Source organism: Halorubrum distributum JCM 10118 (assembly GCF_000337335.1).
GTDB classification, from domain to species: domain Archaea; phylum Halobacteriota; class Halobacteria; order Halobacteriales; family Haloferacaceae; genus Halorubrum; species Halorubrum distributum.
This window is the reverse complement of record NZ_AOJN01000054.1, coordinates 15,230-39,852: the sequence shown is the minus strand read 5'-3', so window position 1 is coordinate 39,852 and position 24,623 is coordinate 15,230. Positions and strand designations below refer to the sequence as shown.

Here is a 24,623-nt window from a genome sequence, read left to right as displayed (position 1 = left end):
AGAACTCTATCGCAAACCAGGACGAGAAGCTCTCAAACACGCCGTCAAAGCCACTCTCTGAAATCAACAATGTGCTACACAAGAGCGATAATCGAGAGTGGATCGGCGGCGAACACCGCCAAAGCCCCAGCCGCGAGGCGGGCGCACGCTCGCTGCGCTCCTCACTCGGTCGCTCACTCCGTTCGCTCCCTCGTTGCGGTGCTTGCGTCGCCTGCGCCCGCCTCGCGGCTGCCCCTTTGAGTCCCGCCCCGCACAGCACCGCCCCGCGCCTCACGCCTCCCCAGCCTCGTCGGCCTCCCTTCGCTTCGCTCCGGTCGGCCGACTCCCTCGCGCGGTGCTGTTCGCGCCCTTCGGGCGCTCACAGGCACGCGCCGACGGCACCTCTCATTTATAAACAACTGAACGCGGGATGCGTTCGCTTTTAAGTAGTTGAGAGCCGCGGGCCGCAAGTCGAACAACCAAACCCCTTAAACGGGGAGCGAGTACCCTCGTCCATGGAAAGCATCAACCGGACCGCGATCGAGCTGGTCGACGAGGCGCTCGACTTCGCCGGCGAGCTGGACGTCGTCGGCTACGAGCTGGACAACGGCGCCACCGTCGTCGACTTCGGAATCGACGCGGCCGGCGGCGTCGAGGCGGGACTGCTGCTCGCGGAGATCCAGACCGCCGGGCTCGCGAACCTTCAGACCCGGATGGGGAAGCTCGCGGGCGCGCCGCGCCAGTACGTCGAGCTGTCGACCGACCNCCCCGCCGTGGCGCTGCTCTGCTCGCAGAAGGCCGGCTGGGAGATCACGACCGAGGGCGGCTTCGAGGGGCTCGGCTCCGGGCCGGCCCGCGCGCTCGTCGGCCGCGAGACCGAGTTCGAGCGCGTCGGCTACTACGACTCCTCCGAGTTCGCCACGCTCGCGATCGAGTCGACGGCGCTCCCCGACGAGGAGGTCGCCGAGCAGGTCGCGGACATGGCCGAGGTCGACACCGACGGCGTGTTCCTCCCGACGTTCGCCACCGGTTCGACCGCCGGCTCCGTCACCACCGCGGCCCGCGCCGCCGAGCTCGCCGTCTTCCGCCTGCTGGAGGTCGGCTACGAGCCCACGGACGTGCTCCACGCCTCCGGCTCCGCGCCGCTCGCGCCCCCGACCCGCGACGAGACCGAGGCGATGGGCCGGACGAACGACGCCTTGGCGTACGGCGGCGAGGTCCACCTCCAGGTCGCGCGCGACGACGACCGCTTCGACGAGATCGTCTCGACCGCCAGCGAGGAGTACGGCACCCCGTTCGTCGACGTGTTCGAGGACGCCGACTGGGACTTCTACGACGTCCCCGAGAGCGTGTTCGCCCCGGCGCAGGTCACCGTCGATGTCGTCGACGGCCCCGTCTACACCGTCGGCGAGACCGACGAGGAACTGCTCGCGGAGTCGTTCGGCTACCGCTGAGCCGAGCGACGACCGGCCGACTCAGCCCCAGAACCCCGTGCGCCTCAAACCCGTCCCCGAACCCCCGGCCGACCTCGACGCGCTCCGCGAGTACCAGCGCGCGGTCCCGCTCGTCCCCGGCGATACCGACGACTGCTGCGCCCGACTGCGGCGGCGCCGTGACCTCCCGGACCGACAGACCGCCAACGACTGGCTCGCGTTCCTGCGCGCGCTCGGCCTCGTCGAAGAGACCGCTCGGGGGTTCGTCCGGGCCGACACCGAGCCAACCCCCGAGCGCGTCCGGGAGGGGCTCCGCGAGGGCGTGCTCCTCGTCCCCGAGGCGCTCGCGGCGCTGCGTGAGGCCTCGCACGACGACCCCCTGACTCCGGACGACCTCTTCGCGGCCACTCGCGATCGGGTCCCGCGTCACGACCGCGCCCGGAACCCCGAGTGGGAGACCGCATGGCGCGACCGCGCGGCCCGGCTGCTGGGGTGGCTCGCGCTCGTCGACCTCGCGGCGCCGGTCGACGGCGCTCCGGATTCGCCCGGGGGAGGACCGGCGTACGTCGCGGGCGACGCGCTCTGACCCGGCCGGCGGCTTCGCCGCGACCGTTCAGCCGCCCCCGCAACAAGCCTTTTACTCGCCGCCGGAGAGGGAGTCGCATGGGACGCTTCGACGGGCGCACGGTCCGCTACGAGCCGACGAGCGTCAAGGACCTGCTCGTCGAGATGAAGGACACCGCGGAGCTGCTGATCGACCTCTCGTACTCGGCGGTCCTCCACGGGAGCCCGACGGTCGCCCACGAGGTCGTCGAGCTCGAACACCGGATGGACGTGCTCCAGATGCGCGCCCGGATGAGCCTGATGCTCGCGGCGCGGAACCCGAGCGAGGCGGAGACGCTCGCGCCCGTCCTCGGCGTCATCGCCGCCGCCGACAAGGTCGCCGACGCCGCGGGCGACATCGCGAAGATCGTCACCGAGGAGATCGGCCTCCCGGACGCGATGCGAGGCGCGCTCTCGGCCGGCGTCGAGACGCTCGTCCGCGGGACGGTGGCCGCCGACTCCGCGTACGCCGGCCGGACGCTCGCCGACATCGACCTCGAGTCGGTGACCGGCGTCCGGGTCATCGCGGTCCGGCGCGACGAGGACTGGATCCTCAACCCCGGACCGACCACCCGGCTGGTGGCGGGCGACGTGACCCTTCTTCGCGGCCCCGAGGCCGGCGTCGCGGACGTCTACCCCGAGCTGAGCGGCGAGCCGTTCGAGCCGGAGCCCGAGGCCGAGCCCGCGATCGACGACCTCGAACGCGCGGTCGACTCGATCGTGTTGATGAAGAACCTCTCGGAGCTCGCCGTCGACCTCGCGTACGGCTCCGTCCTCTTCGACAACGAGGAGCTCGCCGAGGAGGTGAGCAACCTGGAGATCGAGGTGGACGCGCTCCAGTCGCGCTTCGAGGCGTGGACCCTTCGGGCCGCGGCCGAGGCCGCCGACCCGGTGTCGCTGCGCGGGCTCATCCACCTCGGCGTCGCGACCGAGGAGATCTCCGACGCCGCGCTCGCGATCACCGAGGGGGTCCGCCGCGACCTCGACGTCCACCCGGTCGTGGAGATGGCGGTCCAGGAGTCCGACGAGATCATCACCCGGACCGAGGTCGCCGCGGGGAGCGACCTCGACGGGACCGAGGTGGTCGACGGCGTGCCCGCGACCGACATCTCGACGAGCGTCCTCGCGATCCGGCGCTCGGACGACGAGTGGCTGGTGGGGCCCGACATCGACACAACGCTCCGCGGCGGCGACGTGATCATCGCGAAGGGGACCCGGACCTCGGCCGAGGAGTTCGATGCCCTCGCGGCGTGAGGCGGACGGGGAGCGAGGGGAGGCGGCCCCCGCTGACGCGGACCCCGCCTCTCTCGCCCGGGCCTACTACGACGCGCTCGACGCCGGCGAGTACGACCGGCTGGCGTCGCTGCTCGACCCCGACTTCGTCCAGCGGCGCCCCGACCGCACCTTCGAGGGACGCGACCGCTTCGTCGCGTTCATGCGCGACGAGCGGCCGAACACGGACACGACCCACGCGGTCGAGCGCGTCTATCCGGCGGGCCCCGGGGTGGCGGTCCGCGGCCGGCTGCTCGACGCCGACGGCGAGGAACTGTTCGCGTTCGTCGACGTGTTCGACGTCGACGCGGACGACGGGACGCTGGCCGCGCTGGAGACGTACGCGGCGGAGTAGTAACGTCGCGCGGTCGACGCCGCCCGCGTCACCGTCGCCTACCAGGCCGCGCGCAACACGCCGAGGATCCCCTCCGCGGTCGCGTCGAGGCCGGCCGGCGCGCGCGCCATCGGCGGGTCCTCGGCGACGAACTCGGCGATCGCCGGGAGGTCGTCCTCGTCGGTCTCTGGCAGGTCCCGCAGCCGGCTCGGCACGTCGAGCGCGTCGCGGACCTCGGCCACCGCCTCGACGACGTCCTCCGCGATCGCGTCGTCGTCGCGGCCGTCGGTCGGCACTCCCAGTCCGGCCGCGAGCGCCCGGCGGCTCGCGTCGACCTCGTCGAAGAGGTACGCCAGCGCGTGCGGCGCGACGACCGCGTGGATCGCGCCCTGCTGGACGTCGTAGCGCCGGGCGAACCCGTGGCCGAACGCGTGGATCACGCTGATCTTGCGGTCGAGCTGGACGAGCAGCGCCCCGACGACGGCGCGGTCCGTCGCCTCCTCGCCGCCGGGCCGGTCGCCCGCCACGCGCGGCAGCGCGTCCGAGAGGAGCCGGAGCCCGTGGACCGCGGCCGCGTCGCTCACCGGGTCGGCGTCGCGGGCGTACGGCGTCTCGATTCCCTTGTCGAAGCCGTTCATGGCCGACCCGGCCAGCACCGACTGCGGGGTCGTCTCGAACAGCGCCGGGTCGGCCACGTCCGCGACCGGCCACGCGCCGCTCCCGCTGACGTTCACCGGCTGGCCCGTCGGCGACTCCTCGGCCGCGAAGACCTCCAGCGACCCGCCGGTCGAGACGTCCGCGCCCGCGAACGTCGTCGGCACGACGACGAACGGGAAGGCGGGGCCGCTCCCGGGCGCGAGCTCGCCGAGCGCGTCCGGTCCGGCCTCCGCGTCTGCGCGGATCTCGCCGAGGTCGCGGCCGTCGGCCGCGAGCAGCGTCGCCTGCCTGGCGATGTCGAGGCTGGCGCCGCCGCCGACCGCGACGAGGACGTCCGCGCCGACCTCGGCGCGCGCGTCGAGCAGGTCGAAGGCGGTCTCGACCCGCTTGTCGGGAGTCGTCCCGTCGAATATCCCGGCGAGCCGGTCGCCGAGCCCCTCCCTGACCGGGTCCATCAGTGCGTCGTTCGCGCCCGTGTTCGAGCCGCAGACGACGAGCGCGTCGTCGAGGTCGCGCTCGCCGAGCCAGCCGCCGAGGTCGGCGATTCGGCCTCGCCCGTACCGGATCTCGCAGCCGCGGTGGACGTGTTCGAAGGAGTCCGCGATCGGTAGCATCGCTGGGCGATACGCGGGGCGGCGGTTTGTAGCTGTGGGAAGGGGCCGCATACCGCGGTCGTTCGCGGGGTGAGGTCGGACGCTTCGCCGACTCGCCGACCTCGTCTCCACTCGCCGCCCCCGGCTCGGCTCGCCGCCCCCGACTCCACTCGCTGCCCCCGACTCCACTTGCGCTCACGCCCGCGCGCGTGCGCCGGCTTTATAACCCGACGGCGATTAGCGACGGTAAGTTCCTATGTCAGAGCAGAGCGAATACGGAGCCGGCCAGATTCAGGTCCTCGAGGGCCTGCAGGCCGTCCGTAAGCGACCGGCGATGTACATCGGGTCCACGGACGGTCGAGGGCTCCACCATCTCGTCTACGAGGTCGTCGACAACTCCATCGACGAGGCGCTCGCGGGTCACTGCGAGGAGATCGAAGTGCGGATCCACGACGACGGCTCCGTCTCCGTCAGCGACGACGGGCGCGGCATCCCCGTCGACACCCACGAGGAGTACGACCGCCCCGCGCTGGAGGTCATCCTGACCGTCCTCCACGCCGGCGGAAAGTTCGACTCCAAGTCGTACCAGGTCTCCGGCGGCCTCCACGGCGTCGGCGTCAGCGTCGTCAACGCGCTCTCCGAGCTGCTGGAGGTCGAGGTCAAGCGCGACGGCGGCGTCTTCCGCCACCGGTTCGCGGGGGGCGAGCCCGCCGAGGACGGCTTCGAGCGCGTCCGCGACATGGAATCGGGCGAGTCGACGGGCACGGAGATCCGCTTCTGGCCCGACGAGGAGATCTTCGAGACGACCGAGTTCCAGACGTCGACGCTCGCCAACCGGCTCCGCGAGCTCGCCTTCCTCAACTCCGGGGTCGAGATCCGGCTCGTCGACGACCGCGACGACACCGAGGAGACGTTCAAGTACGACGGCGGGATCCGCGAGTTCGTCGCGTACCTCAACGAGACGCGCTCCCCGATCCACGAGGAGGTCATCTACTTCGAGGACGAGACCGACGGCGTCCACGTCGAGGTCGCGATGCAGGCGACCGAGGAGCTTCAGGGCTCCGTCCACGCGTTCGCGAACAACATCAACACCCGCGAGGGCGGCACCCACCTCACCGGGTTCAAGACCGCCCTGACGCGGACCGTCAACGACTACGCCAACGAGCACGGGCTCGTCGACGACCTCGACGCCAACCTCAAAGGCGAGGACGTCCGCGAGGGCCTCACGGCCGTCGTCTCGGTGAAACACCCGGACCCGCAGTTCGAGGGGCAGACGAAGACGAAGCTCGGCAACAGCGAGGTCCGCGGCGTCGTCGAGTCCGCGACCCACGAGAAGCTCGGGACGTTCTTCGAGGAGAACCCCGACACCGCCGAGAAGGTGGTCCACAAGGCCGCGGAGGCCGCGCGCGCCCGGAAGGCCGCGAAGAAGGCCGAGGAGCTCACCCGGCGCAAGTCCGCGCTGGAGTCGACAGCGCTCCCCGGCAAGCTGGCGGACTGTCAGACCCGTGACCCCACCGAGGCCGAGCTGTTCGTGGTCGAGGGCGACTCCGCCGGCGGCTCGGCCAAGCAGGGCCGGAACCGAGAGAACCAGGCGATCTTGCCCCTCAAAGGGAAGATCCTCAACGTCGAGAAACACCGCCTCGACCGCATCCTGGAGAACGACGAGATCCGCGCGCTGATCACCGCGATCGGCGCCGGGATCGGCGAGGAGTTCGACATCGACGACGTCCGGTACAACAAGATCATCCTCATGACGGACGCCGACGTCGACGGCGCCCACATCCGGACGCTCCTCCTGACGCTCCTCTACCGCCACATGAAGCCCCTGCTCGAAGCGGGCTACGTGTACGCGGCCCAGCCGCCCCTCTACCGCGTCCGCTACCGCGGCGAGACGTACGACGCGATGACCGAGGCGGAGCGCGACCGCATCGTCGAGGAGGAGTGCGACGGCAACCCCACGCAGGTCCAGCGGTTCAAGGGCCTCGGCGAGATGAATCCCGACCAGCTGTGGGACACCACCATGGACCCGGAGAACCGCCGGCTCAAGCGGATCACCATCGACGACGCGGCCGCGGCGGACCGGATGTTCAACGTGCTGATGGGTGACGCGGTCGAGCCGCGCAAACAGTTCATCAAGGAACACGCGACCGAAGCAGAGTGGGTGGACATATGAGCTCTGAGACGCCAGACGCCGACCCCGGCTACGTACGGGCGGCACAGGTGACGAACGCGCGCATCGAAGACGAGATGGAGCAGTCGTACATCGACTACGCGATGTCCGTCATCGCGGGGCGGGCGCTCCCCGACGTGCGCGACGGGCTGAAGCCCGTCCACCGCCGGATCCTCTTCGCGATGAACGAGGCGGGCGTGACGAGCAACTCCGCGCACCGCAAGTCCTCCTCCGTCGTCGGCGAGACGATGGGGGACTACCACCCGCACGGCGACAGCGCCATCTACGACACGCTCGCGCGGATGGCGCAGGACTTCTCGATGCGCTATCCCCTCGTCGACGGGCAGGGGAACTTCGGCTCCGTCGACGGCGACCCGCCGGCCGCGATGCGGTACACGGAGGCCCGGATGGCCCCCATCGCCGAGGAGCTGCTGGCCGACATCGAGCGCGACACCGTCGACTTCTCCGCGAACTACGACGACCGCCTCGAAGAGCCGGAGGTGCTGCCGGCGGCGTTCCCGAACCTGCTCGTCAACGGCTCCTCCGGCATCGCCGTCGGGATGTCGACGAACATCCCGCCCCACAACCTCGGCGAGGTGATCGACGCCACCGTCGAGCTGATCGAGACCCCCGACGCGACCGTCGAGGACCTGATGGAACACGTCAAGGGGCCGGACTTCCCGACCGGCGCGAACATCGTCGGCCGGAACGCGGTCCACAAGGCGTACAAGACGGGTCGCGGACGGATCCGCGTCCGCGCGGAGTTCGAGGTCCACGAGGAGGAGGGCCGGATCGTCATCAGCGAGCTCCCCTTCCAGCAGAACAAGTCGCGGCTCGTCGAGCGGATCGCCGAGGACGTCAACGAGGGCGCGATCGAGGGGATCCGCGACCTCCGCGACGAGTCCGACCGCGACGGGATCCGGATCGTCGTCGAGCTCAAGCGCGACGCGATGGCCGAGGTCGTGAAGAACCAGCTGCTGGAGAGCCACCTCGAGCGCACGTTCGGCGTCATCAACCTCGCCCTCGTCGACGGCTCGCCGCAGGTGCTGGACCTCAAGCAGACGCTCGAACACTACGTCGACCACCGCCGCGAGGTCGTGCGCCGGCGCTCCGAGCACGAGCTCGCCGAGCGCGAGGACCGCGCGCACATCCTCGAAGGGCGGCTGAAGGCCCTCGACAACGTCGACAGCGTCGTCGAGACGATCCAGGACTCCGACGACCGCGACGCCGCGAAGGCCGCGCTGGAGTCGACGTTCGACTTCACCGAGGCGCAGGCGGCCCACATCGTCCGGATGCAGCTCGGCTCGCTCACCTCGATGGAGACGGCGGAAATCGAAGAGGAGTACGAGGAGGTGAAAGCGCGGATCGAGCGGCTGGAGACGATCCTCTCGGACCCCGACGAGCTCGATCAGGTGATCGTCGACGAGCTGCGGGAGATCAAAGCCGAGTACGACGACGAGCGCCGCACGAGCTTCATCGAGGACGCGGGCGACGTGACCCACGAGGACCTGATCCCCGAAGAGGAGTGCGTCGTCGTGATGAGCGAGGACGATTACATCAAGCGGATGCCGCTCGACGAGTTCCGCGCGCAGAACCGCGGCGGGAAGGGGATCATCGGCACCGGACTCAAGGAGGGCGACCGCGTCTCCTCGGTGTTCGCGGCCAACTCCCACGACTACCTGCTCGTGTTCACGAACCGCGGGCAGATCTACGAGCTGAAGACGTACGAGATCCCGGAGATGTCACGCACGGCCCGCGGGAAGTCCGCGGTCAACCTCCTCGATCTGGACGACGGCGAGGAGATCGAGTCGGTGGTCAACACCGAGGACCTCGACGACGACGAGTTCCTCACGATGGTCACCCGCGACGGCTACATCAAGCGGACCGCCGTCGACGAGTTCGGCAACATCCGGTCGACGGGGATCCGCGCGATCCGGCTGGAGGACGGCGACGAGCTCGTCGACGTCGAGGTGACCGACGGCGAGCGCGACATCGTCATCGGCAGCCGGAACGGGATGGCGATCCGCTTCGACGAGTCGGACGCCCGCGCGATGGGGCGCACGGCCCGCGGCGTGATCGGCATCGACCTCCGCGAGGGCGACGCCGTCGCCGGCGTCGCGGCCATCGACGACGAGTACCACAACTGGGTGCTCACCGTCACCGAGAACGGCTACGGGAAGCGCTCGGACCTCGACGAGTACCGCCCGCAGTCGCGCAACGGGAAGGGGCTCGTCGACATCAAGACCGGCGACCGCAACGGCGAGGTCGTCGCCATCGAGGCGGTCACCTACGGCGACCACCTCGTCGCGATGAGCGGAGCCGGGCAGATCATGCGGACCCGCGTCGAGGAGATTTCGACGGTGAGCCGCAACACGAAGGGCGTCATCGTGATGAACCTCGACCCCGACGACGAGGTCGCCTCCGTCGACATCGTCCCCGAGTCGGTCCACGCCGCCGCGGACGAGGCGGACGCTGACGAGGCGGACGACGACGAGTAGCCGTCTCCCGTCCCTCTTCGCCTGCGTCGACGACCGCGAGTCGCGTGTCCGCGCTTGATGTCCCGTCGACGTCGACGTGGTCGTCGAGGGAGACGACGGCGCGACGTACGAGGAGGCGTCCGGTCGCGTCGACGCCGGCGTCGCTCGCGCGTTCGAGATCATCGTCGACGCCAGCGGGCGCCACGAGGTAACGGTGACGCGCGCCGACTGGGAGGGACGGTTGGCGTGGGACGCGGCGACCTGTCGGCTGTACGACGGCGGGGTCACGTCGACGCGAGACCGTCGAGGTCGCGGGCGAGTGCGTCGACCCGCGCCGAGTCCTTCAGGAAAGTTACTTACTGTCGCCGCGAAAACCCCCGGACGAGATGGACGAGTACGAGGGGATAGACGAGGTCGTACACGAGCCGGGCGAGGCGTTCGCCGAGTCGACGAACGTCGCCGCGTTCATGCGCGAGTACGGGATCGACGACTACGAGGGGCTCATCGAGCGCACCACTTCGGAGGTCCCGGGCGAGCCCGAATCGGGCGTCGACTGGTTCTGGGACGAGATCGTCGACTACCTCGACATCGAGTTTTACACCGACTACGACGCCGTCCGTGACGACGCGGACGGCCCGCAGTTCTCCGACTGGTACCCCGGCGGCGAGGTCAACGTCGCGCACAACGTCGTCGACCGCCACGCAGCGGTCGACTCGCCGAACCGCAACAGCGTCGCGCTGATCTGGGAGGGCGAGCCCGGCGACGTCCGCGAGATCACCTTCCACGAGCTCCGCCGACAGAGCGACCGCGTCGCGAACTACCTGACGGAGGCGGGGATCGAGACCGGCGACACCGTCGGGCTGTACATGCCGATGGTTCCCGAAGTCGTCGCGATCCTCTACGGCTGCCTGAAGGTCGGCGCGATCGCCGTCCCGATCTTCTCCGGGTTCGGCCGCGAGGCGACCGCGACGCGGATCGAAGACGCGGAGCCGTCCGTGCTGTTCACGGGCGACGGGTTCTACCGGCGGGGCGACGAGGTCCGGCTGAAGGCGACCGCGGACGACGCGGTCGCGGACGCCGGCCACGTCGAGGAGGTGGTCGTCTACGACCGACTGGGGGCGACGCCGGCGAGCGACGGCGACGGAGCCGAAGAGAGCGGTGCCGCCGACGCGGACTCCGTCCCGTGGGACGACGGTCGCGACCGGACGTGGGACGAGGCGGTCGGCTCCCAGCCCGCGACGTACGAGACGAAGTGCCTCCCGAGCGACCAGGAGTCCATGCTGCTGTACTCCTCGGGGACGACGGGGACGCCGAAGGGGATCGTCCACACCCACGCCGGGGTTCTCACGCAGTGCGCGAAGGAGATCCACTTCGGCTTCGACCAGAAGCCCGCGGACCGGTTCTTCTGGGTCTCCGACATCGGCTGGATGATGGGCCCGTGGACGCTGATCGGCAACCACGCGTTCGGCGGCACGGTGGTGATGTACGAGGGCGCGCCCGACCACCCCGAGCCGGACCGCTTCTGGGAGATGATCGACCGGCACTCGATTACGCAGTTCGGCATCTCGCCGACCGCGATCCGCGCGCTCCGCAAGCACGGGGACGAGTGGGTTGAGGACCACGACCTCTCCTCGCTTCGAATCCTCGGCTCCACCGGCGAGCCGTGGGACCCCGAGTCGTGGCGCTGGTTCTACGACGCGGTCGGCGGCGGGGAGTGCCCTCTCATCAACATCTCCGGCGGCACCGAGATCTGCGGCTGTTTCCTGATGCCGATGCCGAACCAGCCCCTCAAGCCCTGTACGCTCGGCGGGCCGGGGCTCGGGATGGACATCGACATCGTCGACGAGACCGGCGAGTCGGTGAAGGAGTCGGGGCGCCGCGGCTACCTCGTCGCGCGCGACTCGTGTCCGTCGATGACGAAGTCGCTGTGGTCGGGCGACGAGCGGTACCTGGAGGAGTACTGGTCGACGTGGCCCGACCTCTGGGACCACGGCGACTTCGCGCAGAAGGACGAGGACGGCTTCTGGTTCCTCCACGGCCGCGCCGACGACGCCTTGAACGTCGCGGGGCGGAAGGTCGGCCCGGCCGAGATCGAGGGCGTCCTCATCGACCACGACGCGGTCAACCAAGCCGCGGCGGTCGGCGTCCCCGACGACACCACCGGCACCGCCGTCGTCGCGTACGTCGTCCTCGAACCGGACGTCGACCCGAGCGACGACCTCCGCGAGGAGCTGCGGGCGCTGGTCGGCGACGAGCACGGCAAGCCGTTCCGGCCGCGAGAGCTGTTGTTCGTGGACGCGTTCCCGAAAACGCAGTCCGGGAAGATCATCCGACGTGCGATCGAGTCGGTGTACAACGACGAGGACCCCGGGGACCTCTCGTCGATGGAGAACCCCGAGGCGCTGGAGGCGCTGCGCGACCCGGACTGAACTCCTCGACGGTCGCGTCCGCCATCCTCCCGCTTTAGGCGGTCGCCTCCCTCACCTTCCCGCTTCAGGCGGTCGCGTCCGCCACCGCCTCGTCGAGGGCTTCGTAGTCCGGCTCCTGTCCGGCGTTGTCCGCGAGCCAGCGGTACGTCACGGTCCCGTCCGCGTCGATCACGAAGACGGCGCGCTGCGCGACCGTCTCGACGCCGTAGTGTTCGAAGTCCTCGATCACGTCGTACGCCTCGATCGCGCGGTGGTCCGGGTCGGCGACCAAGGCGAACGGGAGGTCGTACTGGACGCGGTACGCGCCGAGCGCGTGCGGGAGGTCGGTGCTCACGCCGAACAGGGCGCAGTCGTCGCGGTCGAACCCGTCGCGGAGCGCCTCCATCTCGTCGGTACAGGTGTTCGAGAAGGCGGCGGGGAAGAAGGCGAGCACGACCGGCTCCTCACCGATGTGGTCGGCGAGGTCGAACGGCTCGATGTCGCCGTCTACGAGCGATCCGGTGAATTCGGGGGCGTCGTCGCCGACGTCTGGCATATCAAACGTCTCGTCGGCCGCAGGTATCACGGTTTCGACGCCGGAACCCGGCCCGAGTCCCGGTCTCCCCGATCCGTATCGATGGAACGAATCCAGCTCGGCGCTCGGGGGGAGAGTCAAGTGCGTCACCGACAAACGCCCGCTCATGTCCGGCCCTCCACGCCAACTCACCCGCCGACGGACGGCACTGCTCGCGGCGACTGTCCCGCTGACTTCGCTGTCCGGTTGTCTCACGGACGACTCCGCGGACGGCGCCCGCGCGGAGACCGCGCTTCAGCTCGACGAGGCCTCACCCGTGGGCGTCTCGAACGAGTTCAGCACCCCGATCGACGCCGTCGGCCACGCGGGACGGACTGCCGTCCGGACCGCGGTCGATGGCGGCGAGGCGACGGTCGAGGGATACTACGCGCCGGGCGTCTCGGCGCCGTACGTCGTCACCGATTCGCCCGCGTACTACCGGGTCGAAACCGAGACAGTCCGCTCCGTCGCGGCGCCGGGGTACGACTACACGGTCGAGGTCGATTCCGTCGACTCGTTCCTCCTCGATCCCCCGTCGAGCGTGTCGTTTGCCGACCTCCCGGAGCACGACCGGGACGCCGTTCGCGACGCGCTCGGGAACGCGTCGCTGATCCACGCGCCCCACTATCCGCCGTTCGAGGTCACGTTCGCGTACGCGTCCGCCGAGCGCCGGGAGCGCTCCCTGTTCGTGCCGGAGAACGACGGCCAACGGGTCGAGTGGGACGGCGAACTGCTCCGGTTCGCGTTCGAGGGGGAACGGTCGGTCGACGTGGCGACGGTGGCCGTCCGCGCCGACCGCGTCGCCTCGTCGCAGCGCGAGTTCCGTCGGGTCGTCGGCGAGGAGCGCGGCCGGTCGATCGGCGATCCGACCGCGGACCAGCGAGCGATCCTCGACGAGGCCGTCGACTCGGAGTACGCCGAGTCCCCGCCACACTCGGAGGCATTCGCGACGGTCCTCGACGCGCTCTCGGCTGACGGGGAGGTCGTCCCGCTCGTCCGCTACGACGGCAGCTGGTACTTCACGCATCTTTCCCGGCCGGACTGACTCGGGCGCCCCGCGTCGAATCGGACGAGGCAAAAAGACTATAATCGACACAGGGCTACTGCGAGACAGAGATGGTAAGTGCGACACCACTGATCGGCGGCATTCCGGCGGGGCCGGAGCTCCTCATCATCCTGCTCGTGTTGGTCCTGCTGTTCGGGGCGAACAAGATCCCGAAGCTCGCTCGGTCGACCGGGCAGGCGATGGGAGAGTTCAAGAAGGGCCGCGAGCAGGTCGAAGAGGAACTGAAAGACATGCAAGACGGCGAGAAGGCGGACTCGACGCTCGACGACGAGGACGACGACCTCGACGAGCTCGAGACCGAGACCGACAAGGAAACGAGCACGTAAGCCGGCCCCCTCCGCCGACCGATCCCCGCAGTCCCGTTTTCTCCACTCGTTCTGGGCGCGTGGCCTAGCGGACAGGGCGAGAGGTTCCTAACCTCTCGATCGCGGGTTCGAATCCCGTCGCGCCCGTTCCTTCGCTTCGCTCAGTCACGGGCGCGACTGGCTCCACGCTCGCTCGCTTCGCTCGCTCGCGTGGATCCCGCCGCGCCCTTTTATACGTTTAAATGGCGTTCGCTGGAGCAGTTGAGGCTATTTAAATGGCGTTCGCTGGAGCAGTTGAGGCTATTTAAATGGCGTTCGCTGGAGCAGTTGAGGCTATTTAAATGGCGTTCGCTGGAGTCGACTCTTCCGAGCGAGACTCAGTCAGTACCCTCCCCCAGCCGTCGGAACGAGTGCGACGCGAGCGCGACCGACCCGACCGCGATGGCGAGCGTCGCGCCCGCCAGAAACGGCCCCGGCTCGTACAGCAGCGGCGGGTGGTAGCCGAACCCGTAGTCGAGGACGACGTTGGCGACGCCGAGCGCGAGCGTCGCGGCGAGCGCGCCACGCGTCGTGCGACCGAACGCGGGGAACAGCAGCGCGAGCCCCACGAACAGCAGGTGCGTTCCGATCACGCCCCAGTAGTAGATCCAGGCGTCGGGCGCGGCCACGTACTCGCCGAACGCGAGGTTGAGCGAGACAAGCGGCCAGACGCCGAACTGGACCAGCCAGACGAACGCGAGCGTGTGGAGGTACGCCAGCGGCCGCGACGCGGGGGCGTCCGCCGTGACGTCGCCGCCGCGTCGCACGGTCGCGACGAGGGTCGCGAGGACTGCGCCGCCGAGCGCGACCGCGACCGCCGAGTCCGCGTACAGCGGCCAGAGCGCGACCGGCACCTCGCCCGCGGTCGGCGCGTAGTACCCGATCCCCACCGCGAGCATGAACGCGGTGAACGCGCAGACGACGGCGAGGCTCCGCGGCGTCCCGAGCAGCTCCTCGGCGATCGCGGCCCGGACCCGCCGCCTGACCGACGGCCGGCGGAGTCGTCGAAGCCGTCGGAGCCGCTCGGTGCGTGACACGGACGACGATCGGTGCGCGGGGGCCTAAAATCCGCCCGTCCGCGACGATTATCAATCGCGGTGTTTTGCGAGACACCTTTTTCAACGGACGCGCCGTTCCCCCGACCATGGCCAACGAGGACGCCGAGCGGTCCGCCCCGCGGTCCGACCCCGAGGGCGATCGATCGGCGTCCGGCGCGTCCGACTCCGACCCGAAGGACGCGGACGCGACCGAACCGGACGCGGCAGACACGGAGACGACCGAACCGGACACGGTAGACACGGAGACGACCGAACCGGACGCGGTAGACACGGACACGGCGGAAGAGGAATCGGCGGATGGGGACGCGACGGGCGCGGAGCCGGAAGAGCGACACGAGACGGCGGATTCGGACGGCGCGGTGTCCGTCCTCTCGGAGTCCGACGAGCGGGACGAAACGAGCGACGGCGCGCCGGTCGTCACCGACCGGTACACCTGGCGATCGCTGCTGACGGAACGCGGACGCGAGGACGCCGCCGAGCGCGTGTACGCCGACGTGCCGGACGCGCCGGTCGTCCCGGCAGACGCGGTCGCCTTCCACCTGCCGAACGGCGTCGACCGGGTCGTCCGTGCCCCGGGCGTCGACGAGCCCTTCGAGGCGGACGGCGAGACCGAGGTGCCCGGCCACGGGACCCCCGAGCGGGGGACGCTCGTGGCCGGCACCGACGCCGTCGTCCTCGACGGCGCCGCCGTCGTGCCGACCGGTGAGCGGGTGGCGGCGCCGGCGACGCCCGAATCCGCCGAGAAGGACGAGCGCGAGAAAGACGTCGCTGACGAGGGGGACCCCGAAAAAAACGGGGACGCCGAGACCGTCGGAGACGCTACGCCGGACGAGGCGGGATCCGGCGCCGACGAGACGGACTCGGACGAAGTGGGAGAGACGGACTCGGACGAAGTGGGAGAGACGGACTCGGACGAAGTGGGAGAGACGGACTCGGACNGAGACGGACTCGGACGAAGTGGGAGAGACGGACTCGGACGAAGTGGGAGAGACGGACTCGGACGAAGTGGGAGAGACGGACTCGGACAACGAGAGCGCAGTCGCTGATGCCGGCGCGGACGAGGGCGGAGAGTCGCGTTCGGATACGGACGGGGAACGCGACGGAGACGAGGCCGAACGCGGTGATACCGGCCCCGAGACGGTCTTCGACGCCCCGGTCGGCCGCGGCGGCGTCTCCGGCGTGGTCGTCGCGTCCGGCGGCGACGTCGAGTCGGTCCCGTCGCGCGCGCCGACTCCGGACGAGTGGGACCGGGTCGAGTTCGACCCGGCGACGCTCCTCGGGTTCGACCCGAGCGAGACCGACAACCGGTTCCGCGCCGCGGCCGCGGTCGGAGACGTCCTCTGGGACCTGTGCGCGGCCCGGTACGACCCCTACTCCGTCCCGGTGTTGAAGGGGTACTACACGTGGGACGACTACCGCGAGGAGTTCTTCCTCGACGAGGACGGGAACCCGCCGACCGAGGAGAACGAGGAGGGAGAGGCGGTGCCGCTCTCGTTCACCCATGAGGACAAGACCGAGGCGCTCGGCTTCGACCCGGACCGGACCGAGGAGCTGCTCGGCGCGGGCGGGACCGCCGCGGCCGACCTCGCCGACCTCGTCGACGAGCGGACCGTGGACGTCAACCCCGAGGTCGACGAGGACGCGTTCTTCTCGACGGACGAGGGACACACCACGCTGACGAACCGGTACGACCTGGAGAAGGCGGTGCCGATGCCGAAGAAGACGCACTTCCAAGAGGAGGAGCGTTACTGGGTGAACAAGCCGTACGCGTTCGTCATCGTCTTCCGGTCGCGGAAGGAGAACGAGGCGAAGTACTACGCCGTTCAGCCGTACCGGACGGAGATCGAGGCGGACCTCACCGAGTTCCTCACCGGGAAGCTCCGCACGTCGATCAAGTACGCCGACGAGTCGATCGCGGGCGGCGACGAGGCGTTCCGCGAGGAGGTGATCGTCGAGGAGGCGCGCACGCTGCTCGACCGCTACGGGCTCTACGAGGACGACGGCGAGGAGCGGGGGATCGCGGACACGTTGGTCGACCGGTTCGGGATCGACCCGACGGCGGGGATCGCCGGGCGGATCGCGGAGTCGCTGGGCTACGAGCCGCCGATGGAAGCGCCCACGGACCGGCCGAAAATCAGCGCCCGGCCCGAGCCCGCGGTGCTCGCGGAGGACTCCCGGACCCTGTCGGCCCACCAGGTCGAGAAGCTGCTGTACTACCTCAAGCGGGACTTCGTCGGCTACGAGCGGATCGACCCGATCAAGTACGACATCAACGTCGAGGACATCTCCTGTGACGGGTACAACTCCCCCGTCTTCGTCTACCACTCCGAGTACGAGCAGATCATCACTAACGTCTACCACGGCACCGACGAGCTCGACGACTTCGTCGTGAAGCTCGCGCAGCGCTCCGGGAAGGGGATCTCGAAGCGCAGGCCGCAGGTGGACGCCACGCTGCCGGACGGCTCTCGCGCCCAGCTCACGCTCGGCCGCGAGGTGTCCGACCACGGGACCAACTACACGATCCGCCAGTTCAACGACGTCCCCTTCACCCCGATCGACCTGATCAACTGGAAGACGTTCTCGCTCGACGAGATGGCCTTTTTGTGGCTCTCGATCGAGAACCACAAGAGCCTGATCTTCGCGGGCGGCACCGCCTCCGGGAAGACGACGAGCCTGAACGCCGTCTCGCTTTTCATCCCCTCGAACGCGAAGATCGTCTCCATCGAGGACACGCGCGAGGTGGAGCTCCCCCAGCGCAACTGGATCGCCTCCGTCACGCGCCCCTCCTTCTCGGACGACGACAAGGGCGACATCGACGAGTTCGACTTACTGGAGGCCGCGCTCCGCCAGCGCCCAGACTACATCGTGATGGGCGAGATCCGCGGCGAGGAGGGTCGGACAGCCTTCCAGGTGATGTCGACGGGTCACACCACCTACACCACGTTCCACGCCGACTCCGTGGGCGAGGTGCTCAAGCGGTTCACCACCGACCCGATCAACGTCTCGAAGACGATGTTCACCGCCCTCGATCTGGTCTCGATCCAGACGTCGACGCGGGTTCAGGGCAAGAAGGTGCGCCGGAACAAGTCGATCACCGAGATCAACCACTACGACGCCGAGAACGACGAGATCAACGTTCAGGACGTGTTCCAGTGGCAGGCCGAGACGGACGAGTTCCTGCAGATGGGCGACTCGAACACCCTCGAAGACATCATGTTCGACCGCGGGTGGAGCCGCGAGACGCTAAACGAGGAGCTCCGCAAGCGACGGGTCGTGTTGGCCTACCTCATCGATCGCGGGCTCAACAGCTACGCGCAGGTGGCCGCGACGTTCCAGGCGTTCATCAACGACCCCGAGACGGTCCTCGCCCTGATGGCAAACGAGGAGCTGGAGCGCTCGCTGGAGGACCTCCGGGAGATGGAGTCGGTCCTGATCAACGTCGACCGCGAGAAGGAGGAGCTAGTCCCCCGGCCGAATCCTGACGCGGACGGCGAGGCGGAGGCCGCGGAGATACTCGACGCCGCCGATGACATCTTCGAGACGTACCGCGGCGAGGTGCCCGACTCGGTCGCCGACGCCCTCTTGGAGATGAACCACGCGGGCGACGTCGAGGCCGCCCCGAGCGACTGCGAGGCGCTCGCCGAGACGGCCCTGGAGGCCAAAGCGGCCTACGACGAGCCGGCCGGTCCGGAACCGGCGACGAGCGGGACGGGCTCGGACGGCCCGGACGAGCCGCGCCCGGACGCGGAGGACCCGAGGTCCTCGGGAACCCCGTCGCCGGGCCCCGCGCACGGCGACTTCGAGGGAGTCTCCGAGGCGGCCGGCGACGGCTCCGGCGAGCAGAACCGGATCGACTTCGGGGAGCCGTTCGACGAGGGGGTCGACGTGCTCTCGTCGCCCGCGGCCCCGAACGAGCGGGGCGCAGCGCGCGACCCGGACGCGGACCCCGAACCAGATTCGGACCCCGACGTGAGCCAGGGGTTCAGCGCCGCGGGCTCCGCGGCTGGCGAGCCCTCAGAGGCGACCGACGACGAAGGGCCGGATGAGGGCGGCGGAGAGTCTTCGGAGGAAGCGGACGAGAGCGGCGACACCGAGGCCGAAGGTGAGAGCGACACCGAGGCCGAAGGCGAGAGCGATGACGGCTTCGACGACGGCTCGACCGACGACATCGACGACTGGGGGTTCGACGCCGTCGAACCCGCGGAGGAGGGGTGACCCCGTTGTGAGGGCCGCGTCGTGAGCCTCGACGTGGACGCCGGCGACGGCGGCATGGACGCGAACGTCCTCGCGGAGCTGTGTTACCCGGTGTTCGAGCTGCTGTTCGACCCCGAGGGCGACTTCGTTGCGGACGTCGAGCGCAAGCTGGCGGAGGCGCGGATGCCTGACCAGGTCGAGATGTACGTCTCGCTGGCGCTGGCGGTCGGACTGCTGGTCGGCGGGGCGCTGTGGGCGCTCGGCACCCTGGTCGGCTACGGGGTGTTCTCGCTCGGGCTGATCGACCCGTCGTCGCTCTCGCTCGGTATGCCGGCGCCGACGCCCGGGATAGCCGAGCTGCTCCGCTCGCTCGTCGTGCCGACCGCGGTGCTCCTCAGCGGGCTGATATTCGGCTCGATCGGGTTCGCGATCGGGTTCGGCGGCGTCGTCGCGGTCCCGTACTCGCGGGCCTCCGCACGGAAGCGAGAGATCAACCTCCTGCTCGCGGACTCGGTGTCGTTCATGTACGCGCTCTCAGTCGGCGGGCTGAACCAGCTCGAGATCCTGCGCGCGATGGCGACCGCCGAGGACACCTACGGCGAGGTGTCCCGGGAGTTCCAGAGCATCGTCAACGAGACGGAGTACTTCGGGACCGACTACCGGAACGCGATCCGCCAGCAGTCGATGGAGACCCCCTCCGACGAGCTCTCGCAGTTCCTCGCGGACATGCTCTCGATCGTCAACTCCGGCGGCGACATGGAGAGCTTCCTGAAGGACAAAAAGGAGAAACACCTCCGCACGTCGAAACAGGAGCGCGAGATGACCTTGGAGACCCTGGAGCTGTTCGGCGAGATGTACATGACGCTCTCCTTATTTCCGCTCCTGCTCATCATCATCCTCGTCATCATGGGGATGATGGGCGAGGCCGACGACCGGCTGCTGTACGCGACCGTGTACGTCCTCATCCCCTTGGTCGGCGCCGGGTTCCTCGTGTTGGTCTCGACGGTGAAACAGGACGAGCCCGGCGACGGCTACCTCCAACCGGACGGCGGCAGCGAACGGCTCCGACAGACGAGCCAAGAGGGGCTCTTCCACTTCGGACTCGTGGAGGCGTTCGTGGGGACGTTCGGCGTCTTCGATCGCATCCGCGATCGCGAGGGGACCCACAAGACGAAGGAGATCCTCGCCGCACCGCACCTCTTCCTCCGCGAGAATCCGCTGTACACCCTCGCGCTGACCGTGCCCGCGGCGGTCGCGCTCGTCGTCGTCGCGGCCGCGGCCGGGTCGGCGCCGACGACGTTCGACGGGTGGGTCGCACGTCCGGTGTGGTCGGCGTTCGTCTGGCTCTACGTCCCGGTCTACGTCGTGTTGATCCCGCTCGGGTTCTTCTACGAGTGGCACCAGCGCTCGCGCCGGGCGGTGACCGGGAAGCTCTCGGAGACGCTCCGGAAGCTCTCCTCCGCGAACGACACCGGACAGACGCTGCTCGAGTCCGTCCAGACGGTCTCGGAGACGTCGACGGGGAAGCTCGCCGAGGAGTTCGAGGTGATCCACGCGAAGGTGAACTACGGGATGAGCCTGCGGGACGCCCTCGTGGAGTTCAACAACTCGTACGCGGTGCCCCGGCTCGCGCGGACGGTGAAGCTGATCACGGAGGCGCAGGAGGCGTCCTCGCAGATCACGGACGTGCTGACGACGGCCGCGCAGGCCTCCGAGAACCAGGACGACATCGAGCGCGAGCGGAAGTCCCGGACCCGGATGCAGGTGGCGATCATCGTGATGACGTACGTCACGCTGCTCGGCGTGATGGCCATCCTCCAGACGCAGTTCATCGACGTGATGGGCGACCTTGTCTCCCAGAGCGACGGGGGCGGCGGGGCCGGGTTCGGCGGAGGCGGGGGCGGCGTCGACCCCGACGTGCTCTCAATGCTGTTCTTTCACGCGGTGACGATCCAGGCGATCCTCTCGGGTTTCATCAGCGGCTACATCCGCGACGCGGAGCTGATCTCCGGCGTGAAGTTCGCCGTGATCCTGATGACGCTGGCGCTGGGGGTGTGGATCTATGTCGGATGACCGCGGACAGACCGTCCTCGACTTCGTCGTCGGAATGTCGGTGTTCCTCGTCGCGGTCGGGTTCACCTTCGCGTTCGTCCCGTCGCTGCTGGAGCCGTACGCCGTCGGCGAGGGGGCGACCGTCATCGTCGCCGAGCGCGGCGCGGCGCGGCTGGCGGAGTCGTCGCTCGCCGGATCCTCGCTCGCCGGCGCGGGATCGACCGCGACGCTGTCGCACGCGTGTACGCTCGGCTTCTTCAACGAGACGGCCCCGGGCGCGGCGGCCGAGTCGGACTGCGCGTGGACGGCGACCGCCGCCGACCTCCACGCGGAACTCGGCGTCGACGACCTGCGCGGGCTCAACCTCACGGTCACGCAGCACGGGGCGATAAAGAGGCTGGACTCCGACGACGGCCCCGTCGCGATGCGCGCCGGCCCCGCGCCGCCGAGCAGCACGAGCGTCTCGTCGGCGAGCCGCATCGTCACCATCGACGACCCCGGAGACCGAGAGCCGCCGGAGACCTACCGGCTCACGCTGCGGGTGTGGTGAGATGTTCGTCGAACACCTCCCCGACGACCGCGGGCAGGCGCACACGCTGGAGGCGTTCACGGCGGCGCTACTCCTCGTCACCGGCCTCATCTTCGCGACGCAGGCGACGGCCGTCACGCCGCTGTCGGCGAGCACGTCGAACCAGCACGTCGAGAATCAGGCGTCGATCGCGGCACAGGACCTGCTTTCGACGACCGACGCGAGCGGAAACCTCTCGGCGGCGCTCCTGTACTACGACAACGGGAGCTTCGTCGGAGCCACCGACGAGGAGGGGTACGCGGGGATGCCCCCGGAATCGCACCCGTTACACGACCCGCTGACGGAGGCGTTCGGCGACCGCCAGATCGCGTTCGACATCGACGTTTACTACCCGGACGACAGCAGCGACGGGACGGGCGACGTCGCGATGGTCGATATGGGCTCACCGAGCGACAACGCGGCGACCGCCAGCATCCGCGTGACGCTGTACGGCGACGACCGGTTCGGCGCCGACGACCAGCACGTCCTCGCTGAGGACGGTCCCGGCAGGGGATACTTCGCCGACCCGGTCGACGGGAACGGTGAAATCCTGTACACGGTCGTGGAGGTGCGCATCACCGCATGGCAGATGTGAGCATCTCCAGTCCTCTCGGCGGCGGAGACGCCGATCGCGACGAGGACCGGGCGCAGATCATCCTGATCACGGGGCTGACGCTCGCGGTCCTCTTCGTCGCGGTCGTGCTCCTGTTGAACACCGTCATCTACACGGAGAACCTCGCGACCCGCGGCGCCGACGCGGGCGGGGCGGAAGCGATCGAGTTCCGCGACGGCGTCACGGAGGACCTCGCCGGAATCTTACACCGCGAACACCGGAACGCGAGCGACGGCGACGTCTTCACCGAATTCAACGCGAGCGCGGAGACGTACGCCGAGACGGTCGCCGACCTCCGAGCGCGAGACGGGGTGATCGCCGACGTTCGGGTGAGAGGATCCACCGTCGAGGACGGCTACTTCATCGCGCAAAACGAGACCGAGAGCGGCCTCCGGAACATGACGGCGCCCGACTCGAACGCAGCGGACTGGACCGTCGCGGGGAACGCGACCCGGACGCGGAACTTCCGTATGGCGGTCGACCCTACCTCGCTGCCGGAGTCGACGAGCGGCGCGTTCACCGTCGTGGCCGACGGGACGACCGGGGGCACCAACGAGACGTGGTCGGCGACGCTGACGGGCGAGGCCGACGGCAACCTCACCGTGACGGTGGAAAACGCGACCGGGACGACTAACGAGACGTTCGCACCCCGTCCGGACGGGAACCACACGGTCGATTTCACCGCCGGCACGGTCAACGGCGAGCCATTCGACGCGCTGTTCTGGGCCGAAGCGGTCCAGACCGAGAGCGAACCACACCCGCCGTACAATATCCGCTACGAGAACGGCGACGCGGCGGAGGGGACGTACCACCTCGTCGTCGACAATCGCGACGGCGGCGCGGACGCCGACCACTCTTCCCGGCCGTACGTCACCGAGGCTGTGTACCGCGTCAAAGTCGAGATCGGTCACCGGACGCCGGAGCTGACCTACCGCGACGTGATACGGCTCGCGCCGGGTGAGCGCGATGCGTGACCGCTTGGGCGGGTCGGACCGCGCCGTGTCGGTCACCGTCGGCTACGTGATGACGCTCGCCGTCTCGACGCTGCTGCTCTCGGGGCTGTTCGTCGCGGGCGGGTCGTTCGTCGACACGCAGCGGGAGCGCGCGGCACAGGGGGAGCTCACCGTCGTCGGCGAGCGGATCGCGGCCGACATCGGGACCGTCGACCGGCTCGTCGCGACCGCGGAGTCCCGAGACAACCTCACGGTCCACCGACCGCTGACGCTCCCGGACAGGGTCTCGGGGACCGGCTACCGGATACGGATCGAAGCGAACGGCACCCAGGGGACGATCGCGCTCGAAAGCGAGCAGACTGACGCGACCGTGGAAGTCCCCTTCCGCACGAGCGAGATCGTCGCGGTCGAGAACGCGACCGTCGACGGCGGCGACCTGCGGATCCGGTGGGACCCGGACGGCGGGGCCGACGGCGACGGCGCAGTGGTGGTGAGCGAGCCGTGACGGGCTCCGACCGCGCGTCCGCGTTCGCCACCGCCGACCGCGGCGTCAGCGAGACCGTCGGGTTCGTCCTGGTGTTCGCGTTGATCGCGACGACCATCGCCGTCACGTTCACCGTCGGGCTCGGGGGGCTGGAGGACGCCCAGCTCGCCGAGCGCGACAACAACGTCGAGCGCGCGTTCGACGTCCTCCACGACAACCTCAACGACCTCAGCCGGGACGGCGTGCCGAGCCGCGCGACCGAGCTCCGGCTCGGCGGCGGCGAGCTGGCGTTCAACGACGAGTCCGAGTTCCGACTCAACGGGACGGGGTTCGAGTCACAGGTTATCGAGGGGGGATCCCTCACGTACCGGGGCGCCGGCAACACCCGGATCGTCTACGAGAACGGCGCGGTGTTCCGGATGGACGGCGACAACGGCGTGATGATCAGAGAGCCCGACCTGCTGGTCGGCGACACGGTCGTCTACTCGCTGTACGGGCTCGACGGTCCCGCGGAGTCGGTGAGCGGCGACCGGACGGTCCTCGTCGTCGGCGAGCGCACGGACCGGGAAGTCGCGGCCGACGACCAGACGGCCGCTAAAAACGTCACGCTCGACATCAACTCCACGCAGGCGATCGTCTGGGAGCGGTACTACAGCGACCTCGCCGACGAGCACGAGGGGATAGCGGTGTCGACGAACGACTCCGCCGACCTCACGGTGACGTTCGTCGCCGACCACTACGACCGGTTCGTCGTCCACCGGACTGCAGCGCGGGTCTCGTTCTCGGACTGA

The 24,623-nt window shown here is 69.4% G+C and carries 19 protein-coding genes, 1 tRNA gene and 1 pseudogene; 18 read left to right on the top strand and 3 right to left on the bottom strand.

Features of this window, described 5'->3' with window-relative positions:
• The first annotated feature begins 494 nt into the window (after nt 1-494).
• The 4 genes from mch (at nt 495) to C466_RS12140 (ending at nt 3,642) form a co-directional block, all read left to right on the top strand.
• Nucleotides 495-1,433 (top strand): methenyltetrahydromethanopterin cyclohydrolase, encoded by a 939-nt coding sequence (mch, locus tag C466_RS12155; protein ID WP_004599819.1) that lies wholly within the window; start codon nt 495-497, stop codon nt 1,431-1,433.
• A 37-nt stretch (nt 1,434-1,470) separates the two neighbouring features.
• A complete protein-coding gene (locus tag C466_RS12150) occupies nt 1,471-1,998 on the top strand; it encodes a hypothetical protein (protein WP_004595687.1) in 528 nt (175 codons plus the stop codon).
• Between the two features lie 77 nt (nt 1,999-2,075).
• Complete coding sequence (locus C466_RS12145) at nt 2,076-3,269, top strand: potassium channel family protein (RefSeq protein WP_004595688.1); 1,194 nt, start codon at nt 2,076-2,078, stop codon at nt 3,267-3,269.
• Nucleotides 3,253-3,642 (top strand): nuclear transport factor 2 family protein, encoded by a 390-nt coding sequence (locus tag C466_RS12140; RefSeq protein WP_004595689.1) that lies wholly within the window; start codon nt 3,253-3,255, stop codon nt 3,640-3,642. The genes C466_RS12145 and C466_RS12140 overlap by 17 nt, the downstream gene beginning before the upstream one ends.
• 38 nt (nt 3,643-3,680) lie before the next feature.
• Here C466_RS12140 and C466_RS12135 read toward each other — a convergent pair whose 3' ends face one another.
• Nucleotides 3,681-4,892: an iron-containing alcohol dehydrogenase family protein gene (locus tag C466_RS12135; protein ID WP_004595690.1), complete on the bottom strand. Its 1,212-nt coding sequence runs from the start codon at nt 4,890-4,892 to the stop codon at nt 3,681-3,683.
• 235 nt (nt 4,893-5,127) lie between these two features.
• Here C466_RS12135 and gyrB point away from each other — a divergent pair, with 235 nt between their 5' ends.
• From gyrB to C466_RS12120, 4 genes and pseudogenes are all read left to right on the top strand, one after another.
• Nucleotides 5,128-7,044 carry a DNA topoisomerase (ATP-hydrolyzing) subunit B gene (gene gyrB, locus C466_RS12130; protein ID WP_004595691.1) on the top strand — a complete coding sequence of 639 codons (1,917 nt, stop codon included), beginning with the start codon at nt 5,128-5,130 and terminating at the stop codon, nt 7,042-7,044.
• Entirely contained in the window at nt 7,041-9,539 is a 2,499-nt protein-coding gene (gene gyrA, locus C466_RS12125; protein ID WP_004595692.1) for a DNA gyrase subunit A, read from the top strand. Before gyrB ends, gyrA begins: the two co-directional genes overlap by 4 nt.
• 61 nt (nt 9,540-9,600) lie before the next feature.
• Nucleotides 9,601-9,853, top strand: a pseudogene (locus tag C466_RS17605) (hypothetical protein); the annotation flags it as partial.
• Nucleotides 9,854-9,904: 51 nt separating this feature from the next.
• Complete coding sequence (locus C466_RS12120) at nt 9,905-11,947, top strand: AMP-binding protein (RefSeq protein ID WP_004595693.1); 2,043 nt, start codon at nt 9,905-9,907, stop codon at nt 11,945-11,947.
• Nucleotides 11,948-12,011: 64 nt separating this feature from the next.
• Here C466_RS12120 and C466_RS12115 read toward each other — a convergent pair whose 3' ends face one another.
• Nucleotides 12,012-12,482 carry a redoxin domain-containing protein gene (locus C466_RS12115; RefSeq protein WP_004595694.1) on the bottom strand — a complete coding sequence of 157 codons (471 nt, stop codon included), beginning with the start codon at nt 12,480-12,482 and terminating at the stop codon, nt 12,012-12,014.
• A gap of 145 nt (nt 12,483-12,627) precedes the next feature.
• On the opposite strand from C466_RS12115, the gene C466_RS12110 reads away from it, so the two are divergent.
• The 3 genes from C466_RS12110 to C466_RS12100 all read left to right on the top strand — a co-directional run bounded on the left by C466_RS12110 (nt 12,628) and on the right by C466_RS12100 (nt 14,018).
• Complete coding sequence (locus C466_RS12110) at nt 12,628-13,545, top strand: hypothetical protein (RefSeq protein ID WP_004595695.1); 918 nt, start codon at nt 12,628-12,630, stop codon at nt 13,543-13,545.
• Between the two features lie 71 nt (nt 13,546-13,616).
• Nucleotides 13,617-13,892 carry a Sec-independent protein translocase subunit TatA/TatB gene (locus C466_RS12105; protein WP_004595696.1) on the top strand — a complete coding sequence of 92 codons (276 nt, stop codon included), beginning with the start codon at nt 13,617-13,619 and terminating at the stop codon, nt 13,890-13,892.
• A gap of 53 nt (nt 13,893-13,945) precedes the next feature.
• A tRNA-Arg gene (locus C466_RS12100) sits at nt 13,946-14,018 on the top strand.
• A 230-nt stretch (nt 14,019-14,248) separates the two neighbouring features.
• Here C466_RS12100 and C466_RS12095 read toward each other — a convergent pair.
• Nucleotides 14,249-14,947 (bottom strand): DUF1405 domain-containing protein, encoded by a 699-nt coding sequence (locus tag C466_RS12095; protein ID WP_004595697.1) that lies wholly within the window; start codon nt 14,945-14,947, stop codon nt 14,249-14,251.
• Between the two features lie 978 nt (nt 14,948-15,925).
• Between C466_RS12095 and C466_RS12085 the strand changes: the two genes are divergently transcribed.
• Genes C466_RS12085 through C466_RS12055 form a run of 7 tightly spaced genes read left to right on the top strand, consistent with a single transcriptional unit; the run spans nt 15,926 to nt 24,623 of the window.
• A complete protein-coding gene (locus C466_RS12085; RefSeq protein ID WP_394295024.1) occupies nt 15,926-19,183 on the top strand; it encodes an ATPase, T2SS/T4P/T4SS family in 3,258 nt (1,085 codons plus the stop codon).
• 21 nt (nt 19,184-19,204) lie between these two features.
• On the top strand, nt 19,205-21,235 hold the full coding sequence (locus C466_RS12080) for a type II secretion system F family protein (protein WP_004595699.1): 2,031 nt from the start codon (nt 19,205-19,207) through the stop codon (nt 21,233-21,235).
• Nucleotides 21,225-21,764 (top strand): DUF7287 family protein, encoded by a 540-nt coding sequence (locus C466_RS12075; protein WP_004595700.1) that lies wholly within the window; start codon nt 21,225-21,227, stop codon nt 21,762-21,764. The genes C466_RS12080 and C466_RS12075 overlap by 11 nt, the downstream gene beginning before the upstream one ends.
• A gap of 1 nt (nt 21,765) precedes the next feature.
• Nucleotides 21,766-22,377: a DUF7288 family protein gene (locus C466_RS12070; protein WP_004595701.1), complete on the top strand. Its 612-nt coding sequence runs from the start codon at nt 21,766-21,768 to the stop codon at nt 22,375-22,377.
• Nucleotides 22,374-23,369 (top strand): DUF7261 family protein, encoded by a 996-nt coding sequence (locus C466_RS12065; RefSeq protein ID WP_004595702.1) that lies wholly within the window; start codon nt 22,374-22,376, stop codon nt 23,367-23,369. The genes C466_RS12070 and C466_RS12065 overlap by 4 nt, the downstream gene beginning before the upstream one ends.
• The gene (locus tag C466_RS12060; protein ID WP_004595703.1) at nt 23,362-23,853 is read left to right on the top strand and encodes a DUF7266 family protein; all 492 of its coding nucleotides are present in this window, start codon (nt 23,362-23,364) and stop codon (nt 23,851-23,853) included. Before C466_RS12065 ends, C466_RS12060 begins: the two co-directional genes overlap by 8 nt.
• A complete protein-coding gene (locus C466_RS12055; protein ID WP_004595704.1) occupies nt 23,850-24,623 on the top strand; it encodes a DUF7289 family protein in 774 nt (257 codons plus the stop codon). Before C466_RS12060 ends, C466_RS12055 begins: the two co-directional genes overlap by 4 nt.

Coding starts and splice junctions, on each gene's coding strand:
- C466_RS12145 (WP_004595688.1), top strand. CDS start 2,076: ATGGGACGCTTCGACGGGCGCACGGTCCGCTACGAGCCGACGAGCGTC.
- C466_RS12140 (WP_004595689.1), top strand. CDS start 3,253: ATGCCCTCGCGGCGTGAGGCGGACGGGGAGCGAGGGGAGGCGGCCCCC.
- C466_RS12135 (WP_004595690.1), bottom strand. CDS start 4,892: ATGCTACCGATCGCGGACTCCTTCGAACACGTCCACCGCGGCTGCGAG.
- gyrB (WP_004595691.1), top strand. CDS start 5,128: ATGTCAGAGCAGAGCGAATACGGAGCCGGCCAGATTCAGGTCCTCGAG.
- gyrA (WP_004595692.1), top strand. CDS start 7,041: ATGAGCTCTGAGACGCCAGACGCCGACCCCGGCTACGTACGGGCGGCA.
- C466_RS12120 (WP_004595693.1), top strand. CDS start 9,905: ATGGACGAGTACGAGGGGATAGACGAGGTCGTACACGAGCCGGGCGAG.
- C466_RS12115 (WP_004595694.1), bottom strand. CDS start 12,482: ATGCCAGACGTCGGCGACGACGCCCCCGAATTCACCGGATCGCTCGTA.
- C466_RS12110 (WP_004595695.1), top strand. CDS start 12,628: ATGTCCGGCCCTCCACGCCAACTCACCCGCCGACGGACGGCACTGCTC.
- C466_RS12105 (WP_004595696.1), top strand. CDS start 13,617: ATGGTAAGTGCGACACCACTGATCGGCGGCATTCCGGCGGGGCCGGAG.
- C466_RS12075 (WP_004595700.1), top strand. CDS start 21,225: ATGTCGGATGACCGCGGACAGACCGTCCTCGACTTCGTCGTCGGAATG.
- C466_RS12070 (WP_004595701.1), top strand. CDS start 21,766: ATGTTCGTCGAACACCTCCCCGACGACCGCGGGCAGGCGCACACGCTG.
- C466_RS12060 (WP_004595703.1), top strand. CDS start 23,362: ATGCGTGACCGCTTGGGCGGGTCGGACCGCGCCGTGTCGGTCACCGTC.